General features: G+C 69.8%; 12 protein-coding genes. 8 read left to right on the forward strand and 4 right to left on the reverse strand.

The features are described from left to right. Positions 1–25: 25 nt before the first annotated feature. Complete coding sequence (locus tag DDF62_RS23820; protein ID WP_244286930.1) at positions 26–1,333, forward strand: MFS transporter; 1,308 nt, start codon at positions 26–28, stop codon at positions 1,331–1,333. 12 nt (positions 1,334–1,345) lie between these two features. Here DDF62_RS23820 and DDF62_RS23825 read toward each other — a convergent pair whose 3' ends face one another. The 3 genes from DDF62_RS23825 to DDF62_RS23835 form a co-directional block, all read right to left on the reverse strand. Beyond that, positions 1,346–4,213, reverse strand: coding sequence for an ATP-binding protein (locus DDF62_RS23825; RefSeq protein ID WP_116491417.1), 2,868 nt, complete (start codon positions 4,211–4,213; stop codon positions 1,346–1,348). Positions 4,214–4,278: 65 nt separating this feature from the next. After that, positions 4,279–6,435 carry a TonB-dependent receptor gene (locus DDF62_RS23830; RefSeq protein WP_165832369.1) on the reverse strand — a complete coding sequence of 719 codons (2,157 nt, stop codon included), beginning with the start codon at positions 6,433–6,435 and terminating at the stop codon, positions 4,279–4,281. 173 nt (positions 6,436–6,608) lie between these two features. Continuing rightward, positions 6,609–9,071, reverse strand: coding sequence for a beta-galactosidase (locus tag DDF62_RS23835; RefSeq protein ID WP_116491419.1), 2,463 nt, complete (start codon positions 9,069–9,071; stop codon positions 6,609–6,611). A 474-nt stretch (positions 9,072–9,545) separates the two neighbouring features. Here DDF62_RS23835 and DDF62_RS23840 point away from each other — a divergent pair, with 474 nt between their 5' ends. After that, positions 9,546–11,750 carry a glycoside hydrolase family 30 protein gene (locus DDF62_RS23840; protein WP_116491420.1) on the forward strand — a complete coding sequence of 735 codons (2,205 nt, stop codon included), beginning with the start codon at positions 9,546–9,548 and terminating at the stop codon, positions 11,748–11,750. 148 nt (positions 11,751–11,898) lie between these two features. On the opposite strand, the gene DDF62_RS23845 is transcribed toward DDF62_RS23840, so the two are convergent. After that, the gene (locus DDF62_RS23845; protein ID WP_116491421.1) at positions 11,899–12,861 is read right to left on the reverse strand and encodes a DMT family transporter; all 963 of its coding nucleotides are present in this window, start codon (positions 12,859–12,861) and stop codon (positions 11,899–11,901) included. Positions 12,862–12,992: 131 nt separating this feature from the next. Here DDF62_RS23845 and DDF62_RS23850 point away from each other — a divergent pair, with 131 nt between their 5' ends. The 6 genes from DDF62_RS23850 to DDF62_RS23875 all read left to right on the forward strand — a co-directional run bounded on the left by DDF62_RS23850 (position 12,993) and on the right by DDF62_RS23875 (position 20,439). Beyond that, positions 12,993–14,309 carry an NAD(P)/FAD-dependent oxidoreductase gene (locus tag DDF62_RS23850; protein ID WP_116491422.1) on the forward strand — a complete coding sequence of 439 codons (1,317 nt, stop codon included), beginning with the start codon at positions 12,993–12,995 and terminating at the stop codon, positions 14,307–14,309. 75 nt (positions 14,310–14,384) lie between these two features. Further along, entirely contained in the window at positions 14,385–15,725 is a 1,341-nt protein-coding gene (locus tag DDF62_RS23855; protein WP_116491423.1) for an MFS transporter, read from the forward strand. A 67-nt stretch (positions 15,726–15,792) separates the two neighbouring features. After that, positions 15,793–16,704, forward strand: a complete 912-nt coding sequence (locus DDF62_RS23860; protein WP_116491424.1) for a dihydrodipicolinate synthase family protein — start codon at positions 15,793–15,795, stop codon at positions 16,702–16,704. Beyond that, complete coding sequence (locus DDF62_RS23865) at positions 16,697–18,187, forward strand: aldehyde dehydrogenase (protein ID WP_116491425.1); 1,491 nt, start codon at positions 16,697–16,699, stop codon at positions 18,185–18,187. Before DDF62_RS23860 ends, DDF62_RS23865 begins: the two co-directional genes overlap by 8 nt. A gap of 155 nt (positions 18,188–18,342) precedes the next feature. Then, positions 18,343–19,599: a hypothetical protein gene (locus DDF62_RS23870; protein ID WP_116491426.1), complete on the forward strand. Its 1,257-nt coding sequence runs from the start codon at positions 18,343–18,345 to the stop codon at positions 19,597–19,599. Positions 19,600–19,734: 135 nt separating this feature from the next. Further along, a complete protein-coding gene (locus DDF62_RS23875; RefSeq protein ID WP_208866928.1) occupies positions 19,735–20,439 on the forward strand; it encodes a GntR family transcriptional regulator in 705 nt (234 codons plus the stop codon). Positions 20,440–20,514 lie beyond the last annotated feature (75 nt).

Consider the following 20,514-nt stretch of genomic DNA (forward strand, 5'->3'; position numbering starts at 1 on the left):
GGGATCGAGGGCAATCATCACCGCCATGACCGAGGAGATGGACGACGGGCCGGAATCTTCGGCGGGGGGCTGGCGCGCCGTCGCCCTGCTCTGCGCCGCCCTGCTGCTGTCGCTGACCGACCGGCTGATCATCAACCTGGTCGTCGATCCGATCCGCACGGATCTGGGGCTCACGGACTTTCGCGTCAGCCTGCTCCAGGGGGCGGGGTTCGCGGTGATCTTCGCCCTCGCCGGCCTGCCGGCCGGACGCCTGGCCGACCGCGTCAACCGCCGCAACCTGATCGCCTGCGGCCTGGCGCTGTGGTCGGCCGCCACGATCGCCTGCGGCCTGGCCGGCGACTTCTGGAGCTTCCTGGCGGCGCGGGTGGCCGTGGGGCTGGGCGAAGCGGCGCTGGTGCCGGCGGCCGCCTCGCTGATCGTCGACTGCTTCTCGCCGCGACGCCGGGGCCTGGCGCTGGGCGTTTTCTCGCTGGGCGCGACCTTCGGCGCCGGATCGGCGCTTTTCATCGGCGGCGTGCTGCTCGGCTGGATCGAAGGCGGATGGTTCGCCTGGGCGCCGGGGATCGCCACGCTCGCGCCGTGGCGGCAACTGCTGATCCTGGCCGGCCTGCCCGGCTTCGTCCTGCTGCCCCTGCTCTTCCTGATCCGCGAGCCCGTTCGCCGGCACAGCGCCGGACTGATCGCCATTTCAGCCGTGCTGGGCCGGCTGGTCGCCGACAACGGCATGGTGCTGCGTGTCTGCCTGGTGAAAGGCGCGCTGGGCGTGGGCGACTATGCGCTGATCGCCTGGCTGCCCACCCTGCTCCAGCGCAGCCACGGCATGACGTCGCTGGAGGCGGGCGGCCTCGTCGGCCTGGCCCTGACGGCGAGCGGGGTCGTGGCGTCGGTGGCGGGCGGCGCGCTGTCGGACCGGTTCGCCCGGCGATGGGGGGCGCCGTCCCGGATCACGCTGCTGCTGGCCTGCTATCTGCTGGCGCTGGCCGGCGCGGTCGCGACGCTGCTGGCCCAGACCGGCGGGCAGATCGCCCTGGCCTTCGGGGTCTGGGCGCTGGGCTCGATCAGCGGCTATGTGATCGGTCACGTGGTCATGCAGGAAAGCGTGCCCAACGAGATGCGCGCCACCACCGTGGCGCTGTCGCTGACCGTCACCGCCCTGGTCGGGATCGGTCTTGGCCCCACGCTCGTCCCGCTGGTCGCCGAGCGCGTCTTCGGCGGCGGGGCCGCGCTGCAGCCAGCCATGGGCGCGATCAGCCTGGGCGCGGCCCTGTTGGCGCTGCTGGTGATCTGGCCGCCCGCCATGGCCCGCCTGCTCGCGCTTCGGGCTCGGTCCTAGCCCACCTGCCCCTCAGGACCCCGACCACGTCTCGACGAGCGCCCGGGCGCGGCGCAGGTCGCCCGTGCCGAAGCCTTCGCTGAAGCGCCCGAGCGCATCGGCCAGCATCGCCTCGGCCTCGTCGTCGCCGCCCCGCTCGCGCCAGAACTCCACGAGGCTGGCGGCCGATCGAAGCTCCCACGACAGCGCCCCGTCGCGGCGGGCCAGCGCGATCGAGCGGAGATAGCAGTCGATGGCCTGGTCGCCGAGCCTGGCGTCGCCGCGCCGCAGGACGTTGGCCTTGATGCGTAGGATCTCGGGTATGCCCACGACCTGTCCGGTGGCTTCGGACAGCGCGATCGCCTCGTCGATGCAGGCCAGGCCGCGTCGCAGGTCGACCTGCCGCGCCAAGGCCTCGCCGTAGTTGGTGAGGTAGTTGGGATAGCGCATCCGAAACCCGCTCTCGCGCACCATCGCCAGCGTTCGGCGATAGGCGTCCAGGTCGATGGGCCGGTCGAGATAGAGGTCCAGCCGCGCCGCCACGCAACCAGCCATGGCCCGCCAGATCTCCAGGCCGTGCCGCTTGGCGTGCTCGATGCCCCGGTCCAGCACGCGCTGGGCGGCCACGTAGTCACGCACATAGAGCATCACCGGCAGCGAGCCGTGGACCAGGGCGTAGCAGAGCGAAACCGCGTAGCTGGAGGCCTCGGCCTCGGCCAGTTGGACCCGCGCCGCCTCGACCGCCTGGTCCGGATAGCCTTGCAGCCACAGCACGGTGGCCAGCGCCCCGCGCGCGGTCAGGCGCTGGTCGAACTCGAAGCGGGCGGCGCCCGGCTGGGGGTCGAGACTGGACGATCGATAGACGATCTTTTCCAGCCGTTGCCGAGAGGCCGCCAATGCGCCCAGCCACGACAGGGCCGAACCCGCCGGTGCGTCGGAATCCGAAGGCGCGGGCGACCCGCCCGCCCCCTCCAGGCCGGAAATCTTCTCGGAGACCTCCAGCGCCGAGCGCGAGTCCCCCGTCCAGAGCTCGTACTCCGCAAGACCGCGCAGGCACTCCAGTTGCAGTTCCGTGTCGGCCAGCCGTTCGGCGATGGCCAGCGCCCGGTTCAGAGCCTCCTTCACCGCCAGAAGCGGCCCCTGCGTATGCAGCAGCGTCGCTCCGCGCGTCAGGTTCAGCATCAGGTCGTCCCGCGCGGTGCGGACAGGCTCGAAACGGCCGTCCAGGACGCGCTCGACCGCCACGCGGCACTCCTCCAGCAGCGACAGCCGTCCCCAGAACGGAATCGCCGCTATGGTCAGGCTGATCAGCAGGCCCGCGTCGTCCGCCCCTCGAGAAGCCCAGCCGATGGCGTCGCGCACGTCGTCGATCCTGACCCCGTAGCGCTGGAGCCAGATCGTCCTCGGAAGCTTGTCGGCGTCGCGCCTGGCCTGGTCGGCCAGGCCGAGGAAGTAGCGTGCGTGGCGCAGGCCGACCGCGTCGCCCTCCGCGGAGGCGGCCAGCTTCTCCAAGGCGTAGGCGCGCGTCGTGTCGAGAAGCCGGTATTCGACGTCGAGGTCGCGGGCCTCGGCCGCGACCAGCGACTTTTCGACGAGGGACATCAGCTCCTCGACCACGATCGCCGGACCGATCGCCTCGTCGGCGGCGATGGCGCAAGCCGAGGCCAGGGTGAAGGACCCGGCCAGGACAGCCAGCCGCCGCAGCACCGCCTGCTCGCTCGCCGACAGCAGGTCGTGGCTCCAGTCGATCGCGGCCATCAGGGTGCGATGCCGCTCCGGCCCGGCGCGCTGGCCGATCTGCAGGTGGAAGCGATCGCGGATCTGGTCCAGCACGCCAGCGGCGCCGAAAAGGTCGATCCGCGTCGCGGCAAGCTCGATCGCCAACGGCAAGCCATCCAGCCGCCGGCAGATCTCGGCGACGACGCCCGCGTCGCCGTCAGCCAGTTCGAAGGTCTCGAGCCGGTCGGCCGCCCGCTCGGCGAACAGGCGCACCGCCGGAAAGCCGAGGGCCGCCTCGGCGGTAAGCGCTGTCGAGGCCGACGGCGCATCGAGCCCCGGCAGGCGACGCAGCCGCTCTCCCGTCAGGCGCAACGGCTCGCGGCTGGTCGCCAGGATCCGCACGCCCGGGGCGTCCGCCAGGATCCGTTCGACGCAGGCGGCGACGGCGTCGATGATGTGCTCGCACTCGCAGCTGTCGAGCAGCAGCAGCATCTCCCGCTGGCGCAGGCTTTCGCAAAGCGCCGCGAGCATGTTGGCCGAATGGGCGCTCAGACCGATCGCGGTGGCGATGACGCTGGGGACCAGGGCGGGATCCTTGATCGGCGACAGGTCGACCAGCCACACCCCGTCCCGGTTCGATCCGATCAGCTGCTCGGCGACCGCGAGGGCGACCGAGGTCTTGCCGATGCCGCCGGGCCCCACCACCGACACCAGCCGGGCCTCGCCCAGTTCGTCGCGTATGGCCTCGACGGCGGCGGCCCGGCCCAGCAGCCGTGTCGCGCTGGCCGGAAGGTTGTGCCTGCGGCGGCCGTCGATGGGGTGCTCCACCCGCGCACCCGACCCACTGACGATCCTGACCGGCGCGACGAAGGTGTAGCCCCGGCCGATCACGGTCGAGATGTAGCGGGTCCCGGCCTCCTCGCGCAGGATGCGGCGCAGGGCGACCATGTGGACCTTGAGATTGCTCTCCTCGACGAAGGTGTCGGGCCAGACCTGGGCGAACAGGTCGCGCTTGGCCACGACCGCGCCAGCGCGCTCGACCAGGGCCGTCAGCAGGCCCAGCGCCCGATTGCCGATCCGCACGGGCGTCTCGTTCTCCAGGAGGAGCTGGCGCTCGGGCAGCAGCAGGAACGGACCGAAGGCGAAGGATCGCGTCATCAGTTCGGCGTGGTCGTCAGCCACAGTCGCCTCCGCGCCGCCAGGTCGCATCATTGACCGGCGTTATCCGACATCTACCGCAAACCGCTTCAGAAGCGATATCGAATCCCCGCGCCGTAGGTCCTGGGATCGTTGATCACCAGGAAGGCGGAAGCCGGCGCGACCCGCGCGGCGAACGACAGGAACCGCTCGTCGGTCAGGTTGCGGCCATAGACGAAGACCTCGGGACCGGCCGGCGCCTGAAAGGCCGCCTCCCCGCCCAGCCGTCTCCAGGACTTCCCGCGCAACCGCGGCTCGTTGGCCGCGCCGACATAGAAGACGCCGCCGGAGACCTCGTAGGCGAGGCTGGCCGACACCCGGCCGCCCTTGAGGCGGCGGGCATAGTCCAGCCCCAGCCCCCCCGACCAGCGCGGCGCCAGGTTCAGTCGATTGCCCGAGCGATCGGCCCGTCCCGGCGCGCAGAGCGGGTCTTCGCCCTGCGGGTCGCCGGCGCTGATCGCCTGGCAGAAGCCTCGATAGCCCGCATCCAGATAGGCGCCGTGCGCGCGCATCGAGAACCCGCCAGGCAGCCTGGCGGCGACGCTCGCCTCCAGCCCGGCCAGCCGCGCCGAGGCGGCGTTGTCGATCCGCGTCAGCCCCAGGCCGACCGTGCTGCGGATCTGGATGTCGCTGTAGTTGTAGAGGAAGGCGGCGAGGTCGAGGACGACACGACGGCCCACAAGCTCGGCCTTCGCGCCCGCCTCGTAGGCCCATAGGGTTTCGGACCGGAAGGTGTTGGCGACCGTGGTCGTCGCCCCCGGCGCGAAGTTGAAGCCCGGCGGCTGATAGCCGCGGCTGGCCTTGGCGTAGATCAGCAGGTCCGCGCCGGCGCGATAAGACAGGCCAAGGCTTGGGATAGGCACGGAATCGCGGATCTTCCCCGACAGCAGCCGCCCGGGAACGGGCGCCCGCCGATAGTCGATGGTGAAGTCTCGACGCTCGCGGTCGTAGCGCAGTCCGGTGACCAGGGTCAGGCGATCGGCCAGATCGATCTCGAACTGCCCGAAGGCCGCCCAGGCCCTCAGTTGGCTGCGGTCGAGCAGGTGATTGAAGCTGGGCGCAGCCGTGGGCGCGCCGGTGGAAAGGCCGTAGCGGGCCCGCTCGGTGAAATGGCTGGCGCCGACCGTGGCGCGCAGGCGGCGCCCGGTGAAGACGCCCCGCACTTCCTGGCTGAACGTGGCGCTGTGGTTGGTCGCGCCCGTCAGCAGCGACGGCGCGGCGGATGCGTCGGCGTCGTAGGCGACGGTCGAGTCCAGATCGCGCCAGCTGGTGATCGAGACCAGCTCCAGCGCCTCCAGCGGCCGATGGGTCAGGGTCAGGGCCAGGCCGTCGTTCCTGGTCCGGCGGGCGGTGCGGGCCTGGCTGGCCGCATCGCTGGCGAACGCGTCCGGGTCGCCGATCCCGATAAAGGTCCCCGAGGGGGCGTAGGCGTTCTTGAAGACGGGCGTGGCGCGATCCCGCGTCAGGTCGCCCGACAGAAGCGCCTCGAAACGACGATCCGCCGAACGGTAGCGAAGCTGGCCGCGCACCGTGTGGGCGTCACGGCCGTTCAGGCGATCGCCCGTGACCGTGTTGCGGATAGCGCCGTCGTGACGCAGGTAGCTCCCCGACAGGCCAGCCGACAGCTTCGCCGACAAGGGACCGTTGACCGACCCCCGGGCCGAGAGCGCCTCCAGGTTTCCGACGCGAACCTCGCCGCCGCCCTCGATCGTCGAGCCGGGCGAGCGCGTGATGATGTTGATCGCGCCGGCCGTGGCGTTGCGTCCATAGAGAGCGCCCTGCGGCCCGCGCAGCACCTCGATCCGCTCCACGTCGTCGAGCCCGAAAAAGGCCGCGTCGGGTCGCGACAGGTAGACGCCGTCGAGATAGATCGCGACGGGTTGCCCCGAGCCGATCGGAAGCACCTGGCCGGCGACACCGCGGATCGAGACCAGGTTACTGGCGTTGCCCCCGGTGAAGCCGGCGATCGACAGGCCCGGCACGACGCCCACCAGGTCGGAAAGGTCCCTGGCGCCGCGGCGCGCCAGTTGCTCCCCTCCCACGACCGACAAGGCGATCGGAACGTCCTGGCCACGTTCGCGACGCCGTTGGGCGGTCACGATCACGTCCTCGGCCAGCACGGCCGGCTGGTCGGTCCGGGCGACGCCCTCGCCCACCGCCAGCGGCGCGATGATCGCTTGCAACAGCGAGACGCTCGAGATCGCCACCCTTCCGCTCCCCCGGGGCAAGACAGCGCCGCCTCACTCGCACCCCGAGGCGGTCCTCGCCGATCGTAGATCAACCGGCGAAGCTTCTCCATCGCCTGAAAGCCGGCGGTGGATCTTCGGAACCACCTCAAATGGACTTCCATCCTGGCGACGCGTGATGGCCAGGCCGGCCTCTATTCACGCGCCCCTGAGGTCAGCCGCAGCTCGTACTCCGGGACGATGCGCACGCCCCTCACCTCGCCCACCTGGCCGCCGGCCGGGATCGGCGCCTTGACCTCCGGCTGGATGTAGAGCGGGTTGTCGGCGCGCAGCGGCAGGACGGTCAGGGTCCAGTCGCGATCGAGCCGGTCGCTGAAACGGCTGAGGCCGACCTCCCACTTGGGGCCGTAGTAGAACTGGTCGTCGAGCATATCGACGCCGTCGAACAGCCGCGCCACGTCGCCGGCGTAGTCGATCTCCAGCCACGCCTCGCTCAGGCCGTCGAGCGCGCCCTTCGGCAGGCTCAGCGTCCAGGCGCCCGAGCGCCCATACTGCTCGGCATAGGGCTGGAGCACCGCCTTGGCGCGGCCGCCGATCTCGGAGGGCGGCAAAGCCGTGGCCTCGCGCAACGGCTTGATCTCGGCGATCAGGGTCCTGGCCGGCGCCTGGGCCTCGAACACCTGGAACGGCCCCTGCCCCTTGTCTCGCCGCAGCGGCAGGCTGGCCTCTGGCGCGGCGTCGAGCGCGGGCAGCACCGCCAGGCGGAAGCCCGCGTCGGCCTTGGAACGCACCGACCAGCCGGTCCCGTCGGCGAAGATCGGGTCCTGGCTGAGCACCAGCCGATCCTTGCCGCCGAACGGCAGAACATAGGCTTGCCTGGCCTGCTCGGCGCTGATCAGCACGATCCGCACCCGCTTGCCGCCGGCGGCGCGCACGGCGAGCTCGCGCACGCCCTCGGGGGTCAGCGTCGGCGTGACCACCCGACCGCCCGCGGCCTTCAGGCGCCTGCCGTTCAACGTGACCTCGACATCGGCCGAGAACGCCATCTCCACCGGCACACCCTTGGTGGCCGAGAAGACGTAGAGCGGCCCATCGCCGTCCTCCAGCCGGGTCAGCGGCTGGGCGCTCGCCCAGGCCAGGTTGGCGCCGTCGAGATCCAGGTTGATCGGCCAGACGAAGTAGGCGCCGGCGGGGATGTCGACCGCGCGGCTCGGGAAGGTGACCAAGCCGCCCGGCAGCTTGACCTCGAAGCGGGTCTTGGCCTGCACCGGCGTCTCGAACTGCCGCACGTGGTTATTGAAGAACAGGAAGCCGCGGTCGCCCTGGCTGCGCACCGACCAGCGCGGGGTGGTCACGTCGTCGCGACCGCGCAGCCTGTCGGCCGGCCGCTGCACCTCCATCGGCGCCAGTCTGGCGCCAAAGGCGTGCATGAAGAGGTGATAGGGCCGGACCGCGTCGGCGACGGGATGAACCTGGCCGTACTGGCCCAGCGGCGCCTGGAAGTCGTAGTTGACGATCGGCATGCCGTTGTACCCGCCCTGGCGGTCGTCCTCCTCCAGGGTGGTGTGGCCCTGAGGATTCCGGCCGCCATGGAACATGTAGTAGCCGTAGAGATTGGCGCCCGAGCCCAGCTGCACCGGCAGCATGGCCGCCACGTCGTCGGGCGAGAGATAGGGCCGGCGGCGATACATGATCGGCACGCCGCCGCCGAACTCCGCGCCCAGGAACGGCGTGTTGTCCATGTCGCTCTCGATCGTGCCGGCGTTGCGCGAGGTCGTCTGCGCGCCGAGGTCCCCGCCAACCCGGCTGCCAAAGCGGAAGGCGTAGACTTCCTTGGGCGGCAGCCGGCCCTGCCTGGCGCTCCACGGCTCGTCGGCATAGCCGCCGAAGACGGGAACGACCTCGCCCTTGGGATAGACCGCGTTGTCCCAGCCCGTCACCGTATAGAGCGGCACGTCGAAGCCGATCCTGCGCGCCAGGCTCTTGAGCGTCGCGATATGTCCGACGCCCGCGCCGGGCCCGCCGACGTTGTATTCGTTCTCCAGCTGGACCCCGATCACCGGACCGCCGTCCTTCCAGAGCTGGCCCTCGACCTGGCTGTAGATCTCGCGCCAGTAGCGCTCGACATAGGTCAGGTAGACCGGGTCGTCGCGCCGGGTGGGCATGGCGTTGACCACCCAGTCGGGCGTTCCGCCCCAGCGGACCTCGCCGTGCGCCCAAGGGCCGATGCGGATCACCACCATCAGGCCATTGGCCTTGGCCAGCTCGACGAACCGCTTGAGGTCGCGATCGCCCGCCCAGTTGAATTGGCCGGCGCGCTCCTCGTGGTGGTTCCAGATGATGTAGGTGGCCACGATGTCGACGCCCTGGGCCTTCATCTTGGCCAGCTCGGCGCCCCAGTTCTCGGGCGGATAGCGGGTGTAGTGGAACTCGCCCATCACCGGCGTCCAGGGCTGGCCGTTGCGCGTCAGGTAGCGGTTGTTGACGCCCAGCGTCTGGCCGTCGGGCGCGGTGGAGGCGCCCATGCGCAGGTGCTCCGAACGCACGGCGGCGGGCGGACGCGTCGCGTCAACTGTCAGGTCGGCGGCCTGGGCCGCGATCGCCGTTGCGAACGCCGAGGCCGTGACCAGGGCGAGGGTCCGGGTGCGAAGGGTCATGGGACGTTTCCTGATGGTGTCTGTTTTCGCGCGCGCCGCCCGCGGGCCGGCTTTCAGCATTCCTGGCTGATAATTGGTCATACCAGTCAATCTCAGGCGTCACCGAAACCGGGCGATTTCGCTCCAGGCGTTCGCCTGTCTGCGCGCTTCCCACATTCTGGAAACAAACGGGATGACAGCGCTAGCCAACAGTTTTCTCTCACCATTTGAGACTTCGCCTGAGGGTAATATTTGTCCTATGAATGACTTGCTCGCACATTTCGAGCGTGTGATAAACTGGTCATACATCCCTGGAGAGCCAGGCGGTTTTCATGGCTCGGCCGTGCGAAACGCCCCGGGATGCACCATCGCGATCAACGCCGCTGGCGAACACCGAGTCCGCTCGGCGTTCACGACATAAGAACTGGGAGAGGGAACGATGGAGTGCGTGAGCGCGCGCGGCCACGCGGCCGCCGCCGTGTCGAGGACGGCGTGATGAGGATTTCGCCCCCCGGCCCTGCCGTCGTCGCCAAGCGGCGCGGCGACTTCGACCCGTCGCGACGCCGCCACCTGCTGGCCGCCGGTTCGCTGCTGTGCCTGGCGCCGCTGAGCCGCGCCCTTGCCCAGCCCGCCTCGCCCCACGCGATCAGGCTGCGCGGCGACGCCGGCGGCGCGCGGTTCGACGGCATCGGCGTGGTCACCGGAGGCGGGGCCACGGCCGTGCTGCTCAAGGACTATCCCGAGCCCCAGCGCAGCCAGATCCTCGACCTGCTCTACAAGCCCAAGTTCGGCGCCTCGGTCAGCGCCCTGCTGGCCGAGATCCCCGGCGACGGCAACTCGACGCAAGGCTCGATGCCCAGCCACATGCACACGCGCGAGGACCTGAGCTACGAGCGCGGCTACATCTGGTGGGTCCTGCAAGAGGCCAAGAAGCGCAATCCGGCCCTGTCGCTGGACGCCACGGCCTGGAGCGCGCCAGGTTGGATCGGCGGCGGCAAGTTCTGGTCCCAGGACGCCGTCGACTACTACGTCAAATGGCTCGAGGGCCTGCGCGACGCCTATGGGCTGGAGCTGGACGCCATCGGCTGTCGCAACGAGAAGGGCCAGGACTACGCCTTCGTCAAAGCCCTGCGCCGCACGCTGAACGCCAAGGGCTTCTCCAGGGTGAAGGTCCACGCCTTCGACAACTGGCCCAAGGACAAGCTCGACTTCGTCAAGGACATGACGACCGACGCCGAGCTGCGCGACGCCATCGACATCATCAGCGCCCACGTCTTCTACGCCAACGCCCACGCCAGCGCCGAGCAGCAGGCCATGGCCAAGGCCATGGGCAAGCCGATCTGGAACACCGAGGACCACGTCTATCTGAAGGGCTTCGACTGCGCGATCGGCATCGTCCGAGCCTTCAACCACAATTGGATCCTGAGCGGCGCGACCAAGGTCGTGAACTGGTACGACATCGCCGGCGTCTATCCGCTCGAGCCCTATTCGGAGGATCCGGCCACGGTGCTGGCCCACGAACCATGGAGCGGCCACTACCGGGTGCGCGAGGCCCTCTGGGGCTACGCCCACTACGGCCAGTTCACCGAGATCGGCTGGACCTATCTCGCCGGCGGCAGCGGCATGCTGCCCAAGGGCGGCTCCCACGCAACCCTGAAGTCGCCGGGCGCGGACTACAGCCTGATCGTCGAGACCCAGGGCGCGACGCAGACCCAGACCATCCGGATCGAGATCGGCGAAGGCCTGTCGCCCGAGCCGCTCTGCGTCTGGCGCAGCACCGCCGCCGAGCAGTTCGTGCGCCAGGGCGACCTCACGCCCGTCGACGGCGCGGTGAGCCTGGTCGTCGAGCCGGACGCGATCTACTCGCTGTCGACCACGCGCGGCCAGCAGAAGGGCGGCTTCGAGGCGATCCCCAAGCCCGCGCCCTTCCCCTTCCCTTATCGAGAGACCTTCGAGACCTACGCCTCACCGGCCGCCCATGGCTGGCTGCCGCGCTACACCGCCGACATCGCCGGCGCCTTCGAGCTGGCCGAGCGTCCGGACGGCAAGGGGCGATGCCTGCGCCAGGCGGTCCCGATCCCGACCATCTCCTGGGCGCCGGACTGGCGGCCCTACACCATCCTGGGTGATGCCGGCTGGGGCGACTACGAAGTCGCGACCAAGGTCTGGCTGAACCCAGGCGACACCGCTGCGGTCATGGGCCGGATCAACCATGTCGGCACGGGCTACGGCTTCATCCCCAAGGGCTACTTCCTGGAGCTGGCCCACGACGGCCGCTGCCGGCTCGTGGCCATTCGCGGCAAGAAGAACCCCAAGGCCCTGGTCGGCGACGCCGAGCAGCAGGCCCAGATCAAGGCCGGCAAGTTCGACGGCGAAGGCGGCGAACTGGTCCTTGGCGACACCCAGTTGGCCGGGGTCGCGCCCGGCCAATGGATCAAGCTGTCGCTGCGGTTCGAAGGCGGCCGCATCACCGGCCTCGTCAATGACCAGGTGGTGCTCACCGCGGAAAACAGGCTCTACGACAAGGGCATGGCGGGACTGCTGGTCGGCGCCGACCGCTCGCGGCTCAGCACGCCCTGGTTCGGCGAACTCGTCGTCGGCCAAGTCGGCGGCCAGGCGCCGCGGCCAGCCCGTGCGCTTTCCCGCCAGACGCCGATCTACGCCGCCCGCAAGAGCACGCGGCCTCCCCGGTCCGTCTGATGCGCAAACCTTCCGGTCGCCACGGCGGCCAGTCGTCTCGCCGGCCCCGGCCGAGGACGGCCTGAAGCCAAACCGGCCGATAGACAGCGCCACGCATAGGCTCGGCCCAGACCCTGCGCCAGGCGGCCGGTCCACGCCGTCCCGACATTCAATCCCGCGCTGCCGCGACCGCCTCGCCGACGGCGGAGGGCTTGCGATGCGCCGCCAGGCAGGTGGTGACAGAGGCCAGCACCAGGATGATCGCCAGGCTTTCGAACTGCGTCGGCAGTCGCCTGTCCCAGAAGAAGCCGTAGAGCAGCGCGAACAGGGTCTCGAACAGGATCATCTGGCCGACCATGGTCAGCGGCAGAAGCCTGGACATCCGGTTCCAGAGGCCGTTGCCGATGATCGAAGAGAAGACGGCGATGCCGCTGGAGACCGCCAGCAGGAACAGCCAGTCGCCAGCGGCGTGCGGCGTGGTGTCGAACAACAGGGCTGGCGGAACGAGGACCAGCGCCTGCACGCCGGTGACGACGCCGATCAGCAGGCTCCAGTCATGGGCCGAGACCTGCGGCAACCGGGCCATCCAGCGGCTGTTGCTGACCGCGAATGTCGTCCATGAGGCCAGCGCCCCGAAGGCGCACAGCAGGCCCAGCGCCTGGCGCGAGAAGTCCGCGCCGCGCACCTGGCCCAGCGCTTCCCAGCCGATGCAGATCACGCCAGCGCCGCTGAGCAGCAGCGAAGGCGCCAGCTTGCGCAGAGGAACCGCGCCCTTATCGCGACTGCCGATGATCGTCACGGCCACCGGCAGGAAACCGATGACCAGCGAAGGCGTCGCCACCCCGCCCAGCTGAACGCCGGTGGCCAGCAGCACGTAGTAGAGCGAATTGCCCAGCAGGCTGAGCCAGCACAGCGCCAGCCATTCCCGCCGCCCCAGCAACGCCGTCACCTGTCGCCAGCGCGGCGCCAAGAGCGCCAAGGCGAAAATTCCGTAGGTGAGATAGCGCCCGGCGGACAGCTGAAGCGGACCGAAGGGGCGCACCACTTCCGGCGCCACGAACACCAGGCCCCACAAGGCCCCGGCGGCCGCGCCGCAGGCCACGCCCAGCGTCGTGCGTCTCGCGTCCGACATCGCCTCGTCCTCCCGGCCCCTGAGGGCCTAACGAAAAATCAGTATGGACGACCTGACTACCATGTGCATATTTTCTGTCTACAGTTTGTATACACAACAACAAAGCGCCCCAGGGAGGGGCCCTCGCGGCCATGAAAGTAACCTCGCTTCCCGCCGACGACGCCAATCCGGGCTGGTTCCACACCAGCGCGCAACGCACCCCCCGCCCCTGCGCCACCGGTGAGATCAGGACACGCTGGGCCATCGTCGGCGCGGGCCTCACCGGCCTTTCGGCCGCCCGGCGACTGGCCGAGCGCTTCCCCGACGACGAGGTGGTTCTGGTCGAGGCCCAGGTCGTGGGTTTCGGGCCCTCGGGCCGCAACGCCGGCTTCGCCATCGACCTGCCGCACGACATCGGCGCCGACGACTACATCGGCGACATCGACGTGGCCCGCACGGTACTGAAGCTGAACATGGTCGGCCAGCAGTCGCTGAAGGACATCGTCGCCGCCCACGGCATCGACTGCCACCTGCGCGCCTCGGGCAAGTACCAGGCGGCGATCGAGGATCGAGGCGTGGCGGTGCTGGACGCCTATCGCCGCGGCCTGGACAAGCTGGGCCAGCCCTACGAAATGATCGGCGGCCCCGACCTGCCCGGCCACATCGGGACCGGCTACTACCGCCAGGCCCTCTACACGCCTGGCACGGCGCTGGTGCAGCCGGCGGCGCTGGTGAAGGGGCTGGCCGACACCCTGCCCGCCAACGTCTCGCTCTACGAGAACACGCCGATCACCGGCGTCGAATACGGCGACAAGGTCGTGCTGACGCACGCCAAGGGCCGCTTCGTCGCCGACAAGCTGCTCCTGACCAACAACGCCTTCGCCATGCACTTCGGCTTCCTGCGCGGGCGCATGCTGCCGATCTTCACCTATGGCAGCCTGACACGTCCGCTGACGCCGACCGAGCAGGCCAGGCTGGGCGGCAAGGACTTCTGGGGCCTGATCCCGGCCGATCCATGCGGCACGACGCTGAGGCGCACGCACGACAACCGGATCCTGGTGCGCAACAGCTTTTCCTTCAACGCCGACGGCCGCCCCGATCCCGACTGCCTGCGGCGCTTCAAGCAGCGCCACCGCCGCTCGTTCAAGCGCCGCTTCCCGATGCTGCCGGACGTGCCGTTCGAGTTCACCTGGGGCGGCTCGCTGGCGATGTCGGCCAACCACGAAGGCCAGTTCGGCCAGCTCGCCCCCAATGTCTACGGCGCGCTGTGCTGCAACGGCCTTGGGGTCACGCGCGGCACCGCCACGGGCCTGCTGCTGGCCGACTGGCTGGCCGGCGAACGCGGCGAGGTCATCGACTTCCTGCTGGCCTCGCCCGGCCCCAGCCGCAACCCGCCCCGTCCCCTGCTCGACATCGGCGTGAACCTGACCCTGGCCTGGTCGCAGCACAAGGCCGGCCAGGAGAGCTGATCGCGACCGGCGGCGGACCGCCGCATGGACGCGAGACCCATCAACAAGAAAAGATCGATCTAGAGGAAACAGAACATGGAAACAGCGCGACGGACGCTGGAGGACCTTCCTCTCAACGCGTTCCACAAGCTGCTCACCGTGCGATCGGGCGGCGGCTCCTTCGTCGACGGCTACGTGCTCAGCATCATCGGCGTGGTGCTGGCCCACGCCTCGGCGGACCTCGGCTTCTCGGACTTCTGGCAGGGCCTGATCGCCGCCTCGGCGCTGATCGGCATCTTCTGCGGCGGCATGATCGGCGGCTGGCTGACCGATCACTTCGGACGCCGGCGCGTGTTCTTCGTCGGCCCGGTCATCTTCATCGTCTTCTCGGTGATCCAGTTCTGGACCAATTCGCCCGAGCTCTTGTTCGGCTGCCGGCTGATGATGGGCGTGGCCGTCGGGATCGAGTACCCGGTGGCGACCGCCCTGCTGGTCGAGTTCCTGCCCAGGTCGTCGCGCGGTCCTCGCCTGGCCACCCTGACCATCCTGTGGTTCGCTGGCGCTGCCCTGGCCTACATGGTCGGCACGACGCTGCTGGCGGTCGCCGGTCCCGAGGCCTGGCGCCTGGGCCTGGCCAGCTCGGCCGTCATCGGCCTGGCGCTGCTGCTCATCCGACTGGGAACCCCTGAATCGCCGCGCTGGCTGATCAGCAAGGGTCGTCGACCTGAAGCCGACGCGGTCATCGCCCAGGTGTTCGGGCCGCAGTATTCCACCGCCGACCTGCCCGAGCAGCCCGAGATCCGGAACGCCTCGCTGTGGGCGCTGCTGAAGCAAGGCTACGGCATGCGCCTGATCTTCGTCTCGCTGTTCTGGACCTGCTCGGTCATCCCGGTCTTCGCCGTCTACGCCTTCGCCCCCAAGGTGCTGGCCGCGCTGAGCATTCCCGAGCACTGGGCGGCCGTCGGGTCTGTGGCCATCACCGTGCTGTTCGTCGTCGGCTGCATCGCCGCCACGGCGCTGATCAACCGCATGGGCCGCCGGCCGATGCTGATCCACAGCTTCCTGTGGTCGGGCCTGGCCCTCTTGCTGCTGGGCGCCTTCGCCCACGGCGCGCCGGTGCTGATCCTGGTGCTGTTTGGGGCCTACGCCCTCTTCATCGGCGGCGCCCAGGTGTTGCAGCTGGTCTATCCCAACGAGCTGTTCCCGACCGAGATCCGGGCGGTGGGCGTGGGCATCGGCACCTCGCTCTCGCGGGTCGGGGCCGCCATCGGCACCTATCTCGTGCCGGTCTCGCTGAGCCACCTCGGCATCGGCCCGACGATGTTCGCCGCCGCCGGGGTCACCCTGGTGGGCCTGCTCGCGGCGGTCCTGCTGGCCCCCGAGACCCGCTCGCTCAACCTCGCCGAAGCCTCGTCGCTGACCAAGCGCCCGGCCTGACGCGCCTCCTCTTCCCCTCAAAAATCGAGACGGGCCTCCCCGCCCGTCTCCCATCGGAGACACGACCATGAAGTTCGAAGGCATCTACGCGCCCGCGATCACCCCCCTGACCGCCGACGGCCAGATCGACTATCCCGCCTTCGACGCGGTGCTCGAGCACCTGATCGCCAGCAGGATCCACGGGATCATCATCGGCGGCTCGACCGGCGAGTACTACGCCCACACGACCGAGGAACGCCTGGCCCTGGCCGACCGCGCCAAGCAGGTGATCGCCGGCCGCCTGCCGCTGATCGTCGGCACGGGCGCCATCCGCACCGAGGACGCCGTCGCCTACGCCAAGGCCGCCAAGGCGACCGGCGCCGACGCCATCCTGGTCACCACCCCGCCCTACGCCGTGCCGACCTCGCAGGAGATCGCCGACCACGTGCTGGCCATCGACGCGGCCACCGACCTGCCGATCATGCTCTACAACTATCCGGGTCGCATGGGCGTGCCGATGGACGACGCCTTCTTCGAGGCCATCGCCGGCGCGAAGAACATCGTGGCCATCAAGGAAAGCTCGGGCGACGTCACCCGTATCCATCGCCTGGCGCGCCACTATCCGCGGATCAGCCTGTCGTGCGGCTGGGACGACCAGGCCCTGGAGTTCTTCGCCTGGGGCGCGCCCAGCTGGGTCTGCGCCGGCGCCAACTTCGTGCCGGCCGAGCACATCGCCCTCTATGAGGCCTGCGTGGTCGAGAAGGACTTCACCAAGGGCCGGGCGATCATGTCGGCCATGCTGCCGCTGATGGAGTTCCTAGACGGCGGCAAGTTCGTCCAGTCGATCAAGGCCGGCTGCGAACTGATCGGCCTGAAGACCGGCGGCGTGCGCGCGCCGCTCAAGCCCCTCGACGCCGCCGAGAAGGAAACGCTGGACGCGATCATCCAGGCCCTGCGCGCCGAAGTGGCCGCGATCCAGGCGGGCCAGGCCCATGGCTGACCTGCTTTCCCGCGCCAACTACGCCGCCCTGGCCGAGGGCTTGGCCCTGCCCCATCAGGCCTTCATCGATGGAACTTGGCGAGCGGCGGCCTCGGGCGCGACCTTCGAGACCGTCAATCCCGCCACCGGCCAGGTGCTGGCCAGGATCAGCGCCTGCGACGCCCGGGAGGTCGATCTGGCGGTCGCCGCCGCCCAGGCCGCCTTCGACGACGGCCGCTGGAGCCGCCTGGCGCCCGGCGATCGCAAGAGGATCCTGCTGGCCTTCGCCGATCGCCTGGAGGCCCACGCCCACGAGCTGGCGGTGATGGAGAGCCTCGACAGCGGCAAGCCGGTGCGCGAGTGCCAGCTGGTCGACGTGCCCGAGGCCATCCACACGATCCGCTGGCACGCCGAGCTGATCGACAAGGTCTATGACAGCGTCGCCCCGACCGGGCCAGGCGCCGTGGCCTTGGTCGTGCGCGAGCCGGTCGGTGTGGTGGGCCTCGTCCTGCCCTGGAACTTCCCGCTGCTGATGCTGGCCTGGAAGATCGGGCCGGCCCTGGCCGCCGGCTGCCCGATCGTGGTCAAGCCGGCCCAGGAGACCACCCTGACGGCGCTTCGCGTGGCGCAGTTGGCCTTTGAGGCCGGCGTTCCGGCCGGCGTCTTCAACGTCGTGCCCGGCGGCGGGGCGGCGGTGGGCGAGCCCATCGGCCGGCACATGGATGTGGCCATGGTCAGCTTCACCGGCTCGACGGCGACCGGCCGCCGGTTCCTGGCCTATGCGGCCGAGTCCAACCTCAAGCAGGTGGTGCTCGAATGCGGCGGCAAGAACCCCGCCGTGGTCATGAACGACGTCGCCGACCTCGACGCCGTCGCCGCCCACGTGGTGAACGGCGCCTTCTGGAACATGGGCGAGAACTGCTCGGCCTCGTCGCGGCTGATCGTCCATGCCGACGTCAAGGACGCCCTGCTCGGCAAGATCAAGGGCCAGCTGGCGGACTGGGCGATGGGCGACCCGCTCGATCCCGACAACCGGCTGGGCAGCCTGATCAGCAAGGCCCACTTCGACAAGGTGGCCGGCTATCTCGACGCCGCCCGGGCCGAAGGCCTCGACGTCCTGGCAGGCGGCGGCGTGCGGGAAGGCATCTATGTCGAGCCGACCCTGCTGGACGGCGTGCCGCCGCAAAGCCGGCTCTTCCAGGAGGAGGTCTTCGGACCGGTGCTGGCCATCACCACCTTCGAGACGATCGACGAGGCGATCGCCCTGGCCAATGACACGGTCTATGGCCTCGCCGCCTGCGTCTACACCGACAATGTCCGCAACGCCCTGCGCCTGGCCCGCGAGATCCGCGCCGGGGTGGTGACGGTCAACTGCTACGGCGAAGGCGACATCACCACGCCCTTCGGCGGCTTCAAGCAGTCGGGCTTCGGCGGCCGCGACAAGTCCGCCTGGGCCCACGACCAGTACACCGAGATCAAGACCATCTGGATCGACGCCGCCTAAGGCCAGGTCCGGAAAACCGCCTCGCGCAAGCCGTCCGCCCAACGAGACGGCCCGCGGGTCGCGCCCGCGCAGGACGCGAACGGCGACGACGCCTCCCCCAGCGTCGTCGCCCCCTCGCCCGCGCCTCAATCAACGACATTCCAGGGAGGCTCGTTATGAGCATGCTTCTTCATGCCTTGGCGGCGGCTGCGCTGAGCCAGGCGCCGGCCGATGCGCCCGCCGACGCCGCAGTCGAAGAGATCGCACCGGTCGCCGCAACCCCTGCGCCCACGGCACGAAGCGCCGGAACCCTCACATTCGGCGGCGCCATCCGAGGCCGCTACGACCTGCGCTTCGACGACGCCGACGCCTCGGGCCAGCCGCGCCGCTCCAGCCACCTGTCGTTCGACACCGTGATCCTGCGCGCGGACTACGACTCCCCGACCTGGTTCGCCGCCGGCCAGTACCGCTTCTACGGCGGCAACTTCATGTACCGGCAGGCCTACGGCTACGAGAACTATCCCGGCGAGGTCAGCTTCCCGGTCTACGCCTATGCCGGACGCAAGTTCGGCGCCGGCGACAAGGTCACCGTCGGCCTCCAGCCCGTACCGTTCGACGACCAGTACTGGGGCTCGGCCTTCCTCAACAGCATGGGTTTCGCGATCGGCCTGGAGGAGGTCTACAACCTCGGCGTCGCCTACGAGCATGCCGGCCGGAACTGGACCGTCCAGGCGGGCTATTTTCCGACGACCGCGCCGAACGCCTTCGGGATCAGCGACGACAGCGCCCGCTACTCGGTCAACGTGACGGGCGCGGGCGTCTCGGCGCCGTCGTCGTCCCGCAATGAAGAGCGCGACATGGTGGCGGGCCGCGTCCAGCGTCGACTGTCGACGGCGTCGGGAACGCAGCTGGCTTTCTCGGCTTCGGCCTGGCTGTCCACGATCCGCAACCTCGACACCCGCGAGGACGGCTCGCGCCGCGCCTATGCGCTCAGCGTCAAGGCCACGAACGGCCCCTACCATGCCAAGGCCCTGGTCGCGCGGCAGAGCTTCGACCTGCGCGACACCGGCTCCCGCGACGTGCTCAGCGTCGGCGACTACGACTCCGCCTATTCCATCGCCGCCAGGGGCGACCTGGTGTTCGCCGAGGTCGGACGTGAGCTCGCCCTGACCGCGCTGCCGTTCAAGGCCAGCCTCTATGGCAGCTACGCCCGCTTCATGAAGGACGCGGCCGGCTTCAAGGACAGCGAACGGTTCAACCTCGGCGTCTTCTGGACCGACAAGACCGCGGGCAGGATCAAGGTCTGGTCCGAGGTCCTGGTCGGCCGCAACGACCCCTATGTCGGCGCCGGCCAGTTCGCCACCGGCGCGGCCCAGGGCGGCGACGACCGCTGGAAGACCTCGGCCCTGGTGATCTTCGGCTATTACTTCTGAGGATCGCGGGTCGCCGGGATTTCCATGCGCGCCGCAGATCGGAGGAGACAACCGGCGCGGATGAGATGGTAGACAGAGCGGGCCGGCGACGCGACACGCCCTGAAGGTGATCCAGAAATGGCGAAAGCCAAGACCATGACCGCTTCAACCACCGACGAGGCTCCCACCGACCGCAAGGCCCTGCTCGACCAGACGCTGCGCCGGCGGATCGTCAGCATGGAGCTGGCGCCGGGCGCGGTGCTCGACGAGGTGTCGCTGAGCGAGGAGTTCGGGCTGTCACGCCCGCCGGTCCGCGAGCTGATGCGGCAGCTGGCGGCCGAGGGCTATATCGAGCTGGAGCCTAACCGCCCCGCCCGTGTCGCGGCCATGAGCTACGAGTCGCTGCGCAACTTCTTCCTGGCCGCGCCGCTGGTCTATGTCGCCACTACCCAGCTGGCGGCCGAGCACGCCACGGCGGCCGACATCGTACGCCTGAGGGCTATCCAGGCGCGCTTCCGCCAAGCGATCGACGAGAACAACCTGGTCGACCGGGTCTTCTACAACGACCAGTTCCACCACGAGATCGGCGTGGCGGCCCGCAACCCCTACCTGATGCCCAGCCTGCGCCGCCTGCTGATCGATCACGCCCGCCTGGGCATGACCTTCTATCGCGCCCCCACCTCGAGCGACCTGCAGGAACGCCTGCAGACCGCCGTCGTCCAGCACGACCAGATCATCGACGCCATCGAACGCCGCGACACCGTGGCCGCCGGCGAGATCGTCCGCGCGCACATGGACCTTTCCCGCCGCAACATGGCCGAGTTCGTCGCCCCCCAGGGCCTGGACGTCGCCCTGGCCTGAGCCCGCCACCGCGCCAGGCGGAAGCGGGCCAGCCAGACGCCCGAGGACCTCACGGGGGTCCGATCAGGCTGACGA

The organism is Caulobacter radicis (assembly GCF_003094615.1).
GTDB lineage: Bacteria > Pseudomonadota > Alphaproteobacteria > Caulobacterales > Caulobacteraceae > Caulobacter > Caulobacter radicis.

Coding starts and splice junctions, on each gene's coding strand:
- DDF62_RS23820 (WP_244286930.1), top strand. CDS start 26: ATGACCGAGGAGATGGACGACGGGCCGGAATCTTCGGCGGGGGGCTGG.
- DDF62_RS23835 (WP_116491419.1), bottom strand. CDS start 9,071: ATGACCCTTCGCACCCGGACCCTCGCCCTGGTCACGGCCTCGGCGTTC.
- DDF62_RS23840 (WP_116491420.1), top strand. CDS start 9,546: ATGAGGATTTCGCCCCCCGGCCCTGCCGTCGTCGCCAAGCGGCGCGGC.
- DDF62_RS23845 (WP_116491421.1), bottom strand. CDS start 12,861: ATGTCGGACGCGAGACGCACGACGCTGGGCGTGGCCTGCGGCGCGGCC.
- DDF62_RS23850 (WP_116491422.1), top strand. CDS start 12,993: ATGAAAGTAACCTCGCTTCCCGCCGACGACGCCAATCCGGGCTGGTTC.
- DDF62_RS23855 (WP_116491423.1), top strand. CDS start 14,385: ATGGAAACAGCGCGACGGACGCTGGAGGACCTTCCTCTCAACGCGTTC.
- DDF62_RS23860 (WP_116491424.1), top strand. CDS start 15,793: ATGAAGTTCGAAGGCATCTACGCGCCCGCGATCACCCCCCTGACCGCC.
- DDF62_RS23865 (WP_116491425.1), top strand. CDS start 16,697: ATGGCTGACCTGCTTTCCCGCGCCAACTACGCCGCCCTGGCCGAGGGC.
- DDF62_RS23870 (WP_116491426.1), top strand. CDS start 18,343: ATGAGCATGCTTCTTCATGCCTTGGCGGCGGCTGCGCTGAGCCAGGCG.
- DDF62_RS23875 (WP_208866928.1), top strand. CDS start 19,735: ATGACCGCTTCAACCACCGACGAGGCTCCCACCGACCGCAAGGCCCTG.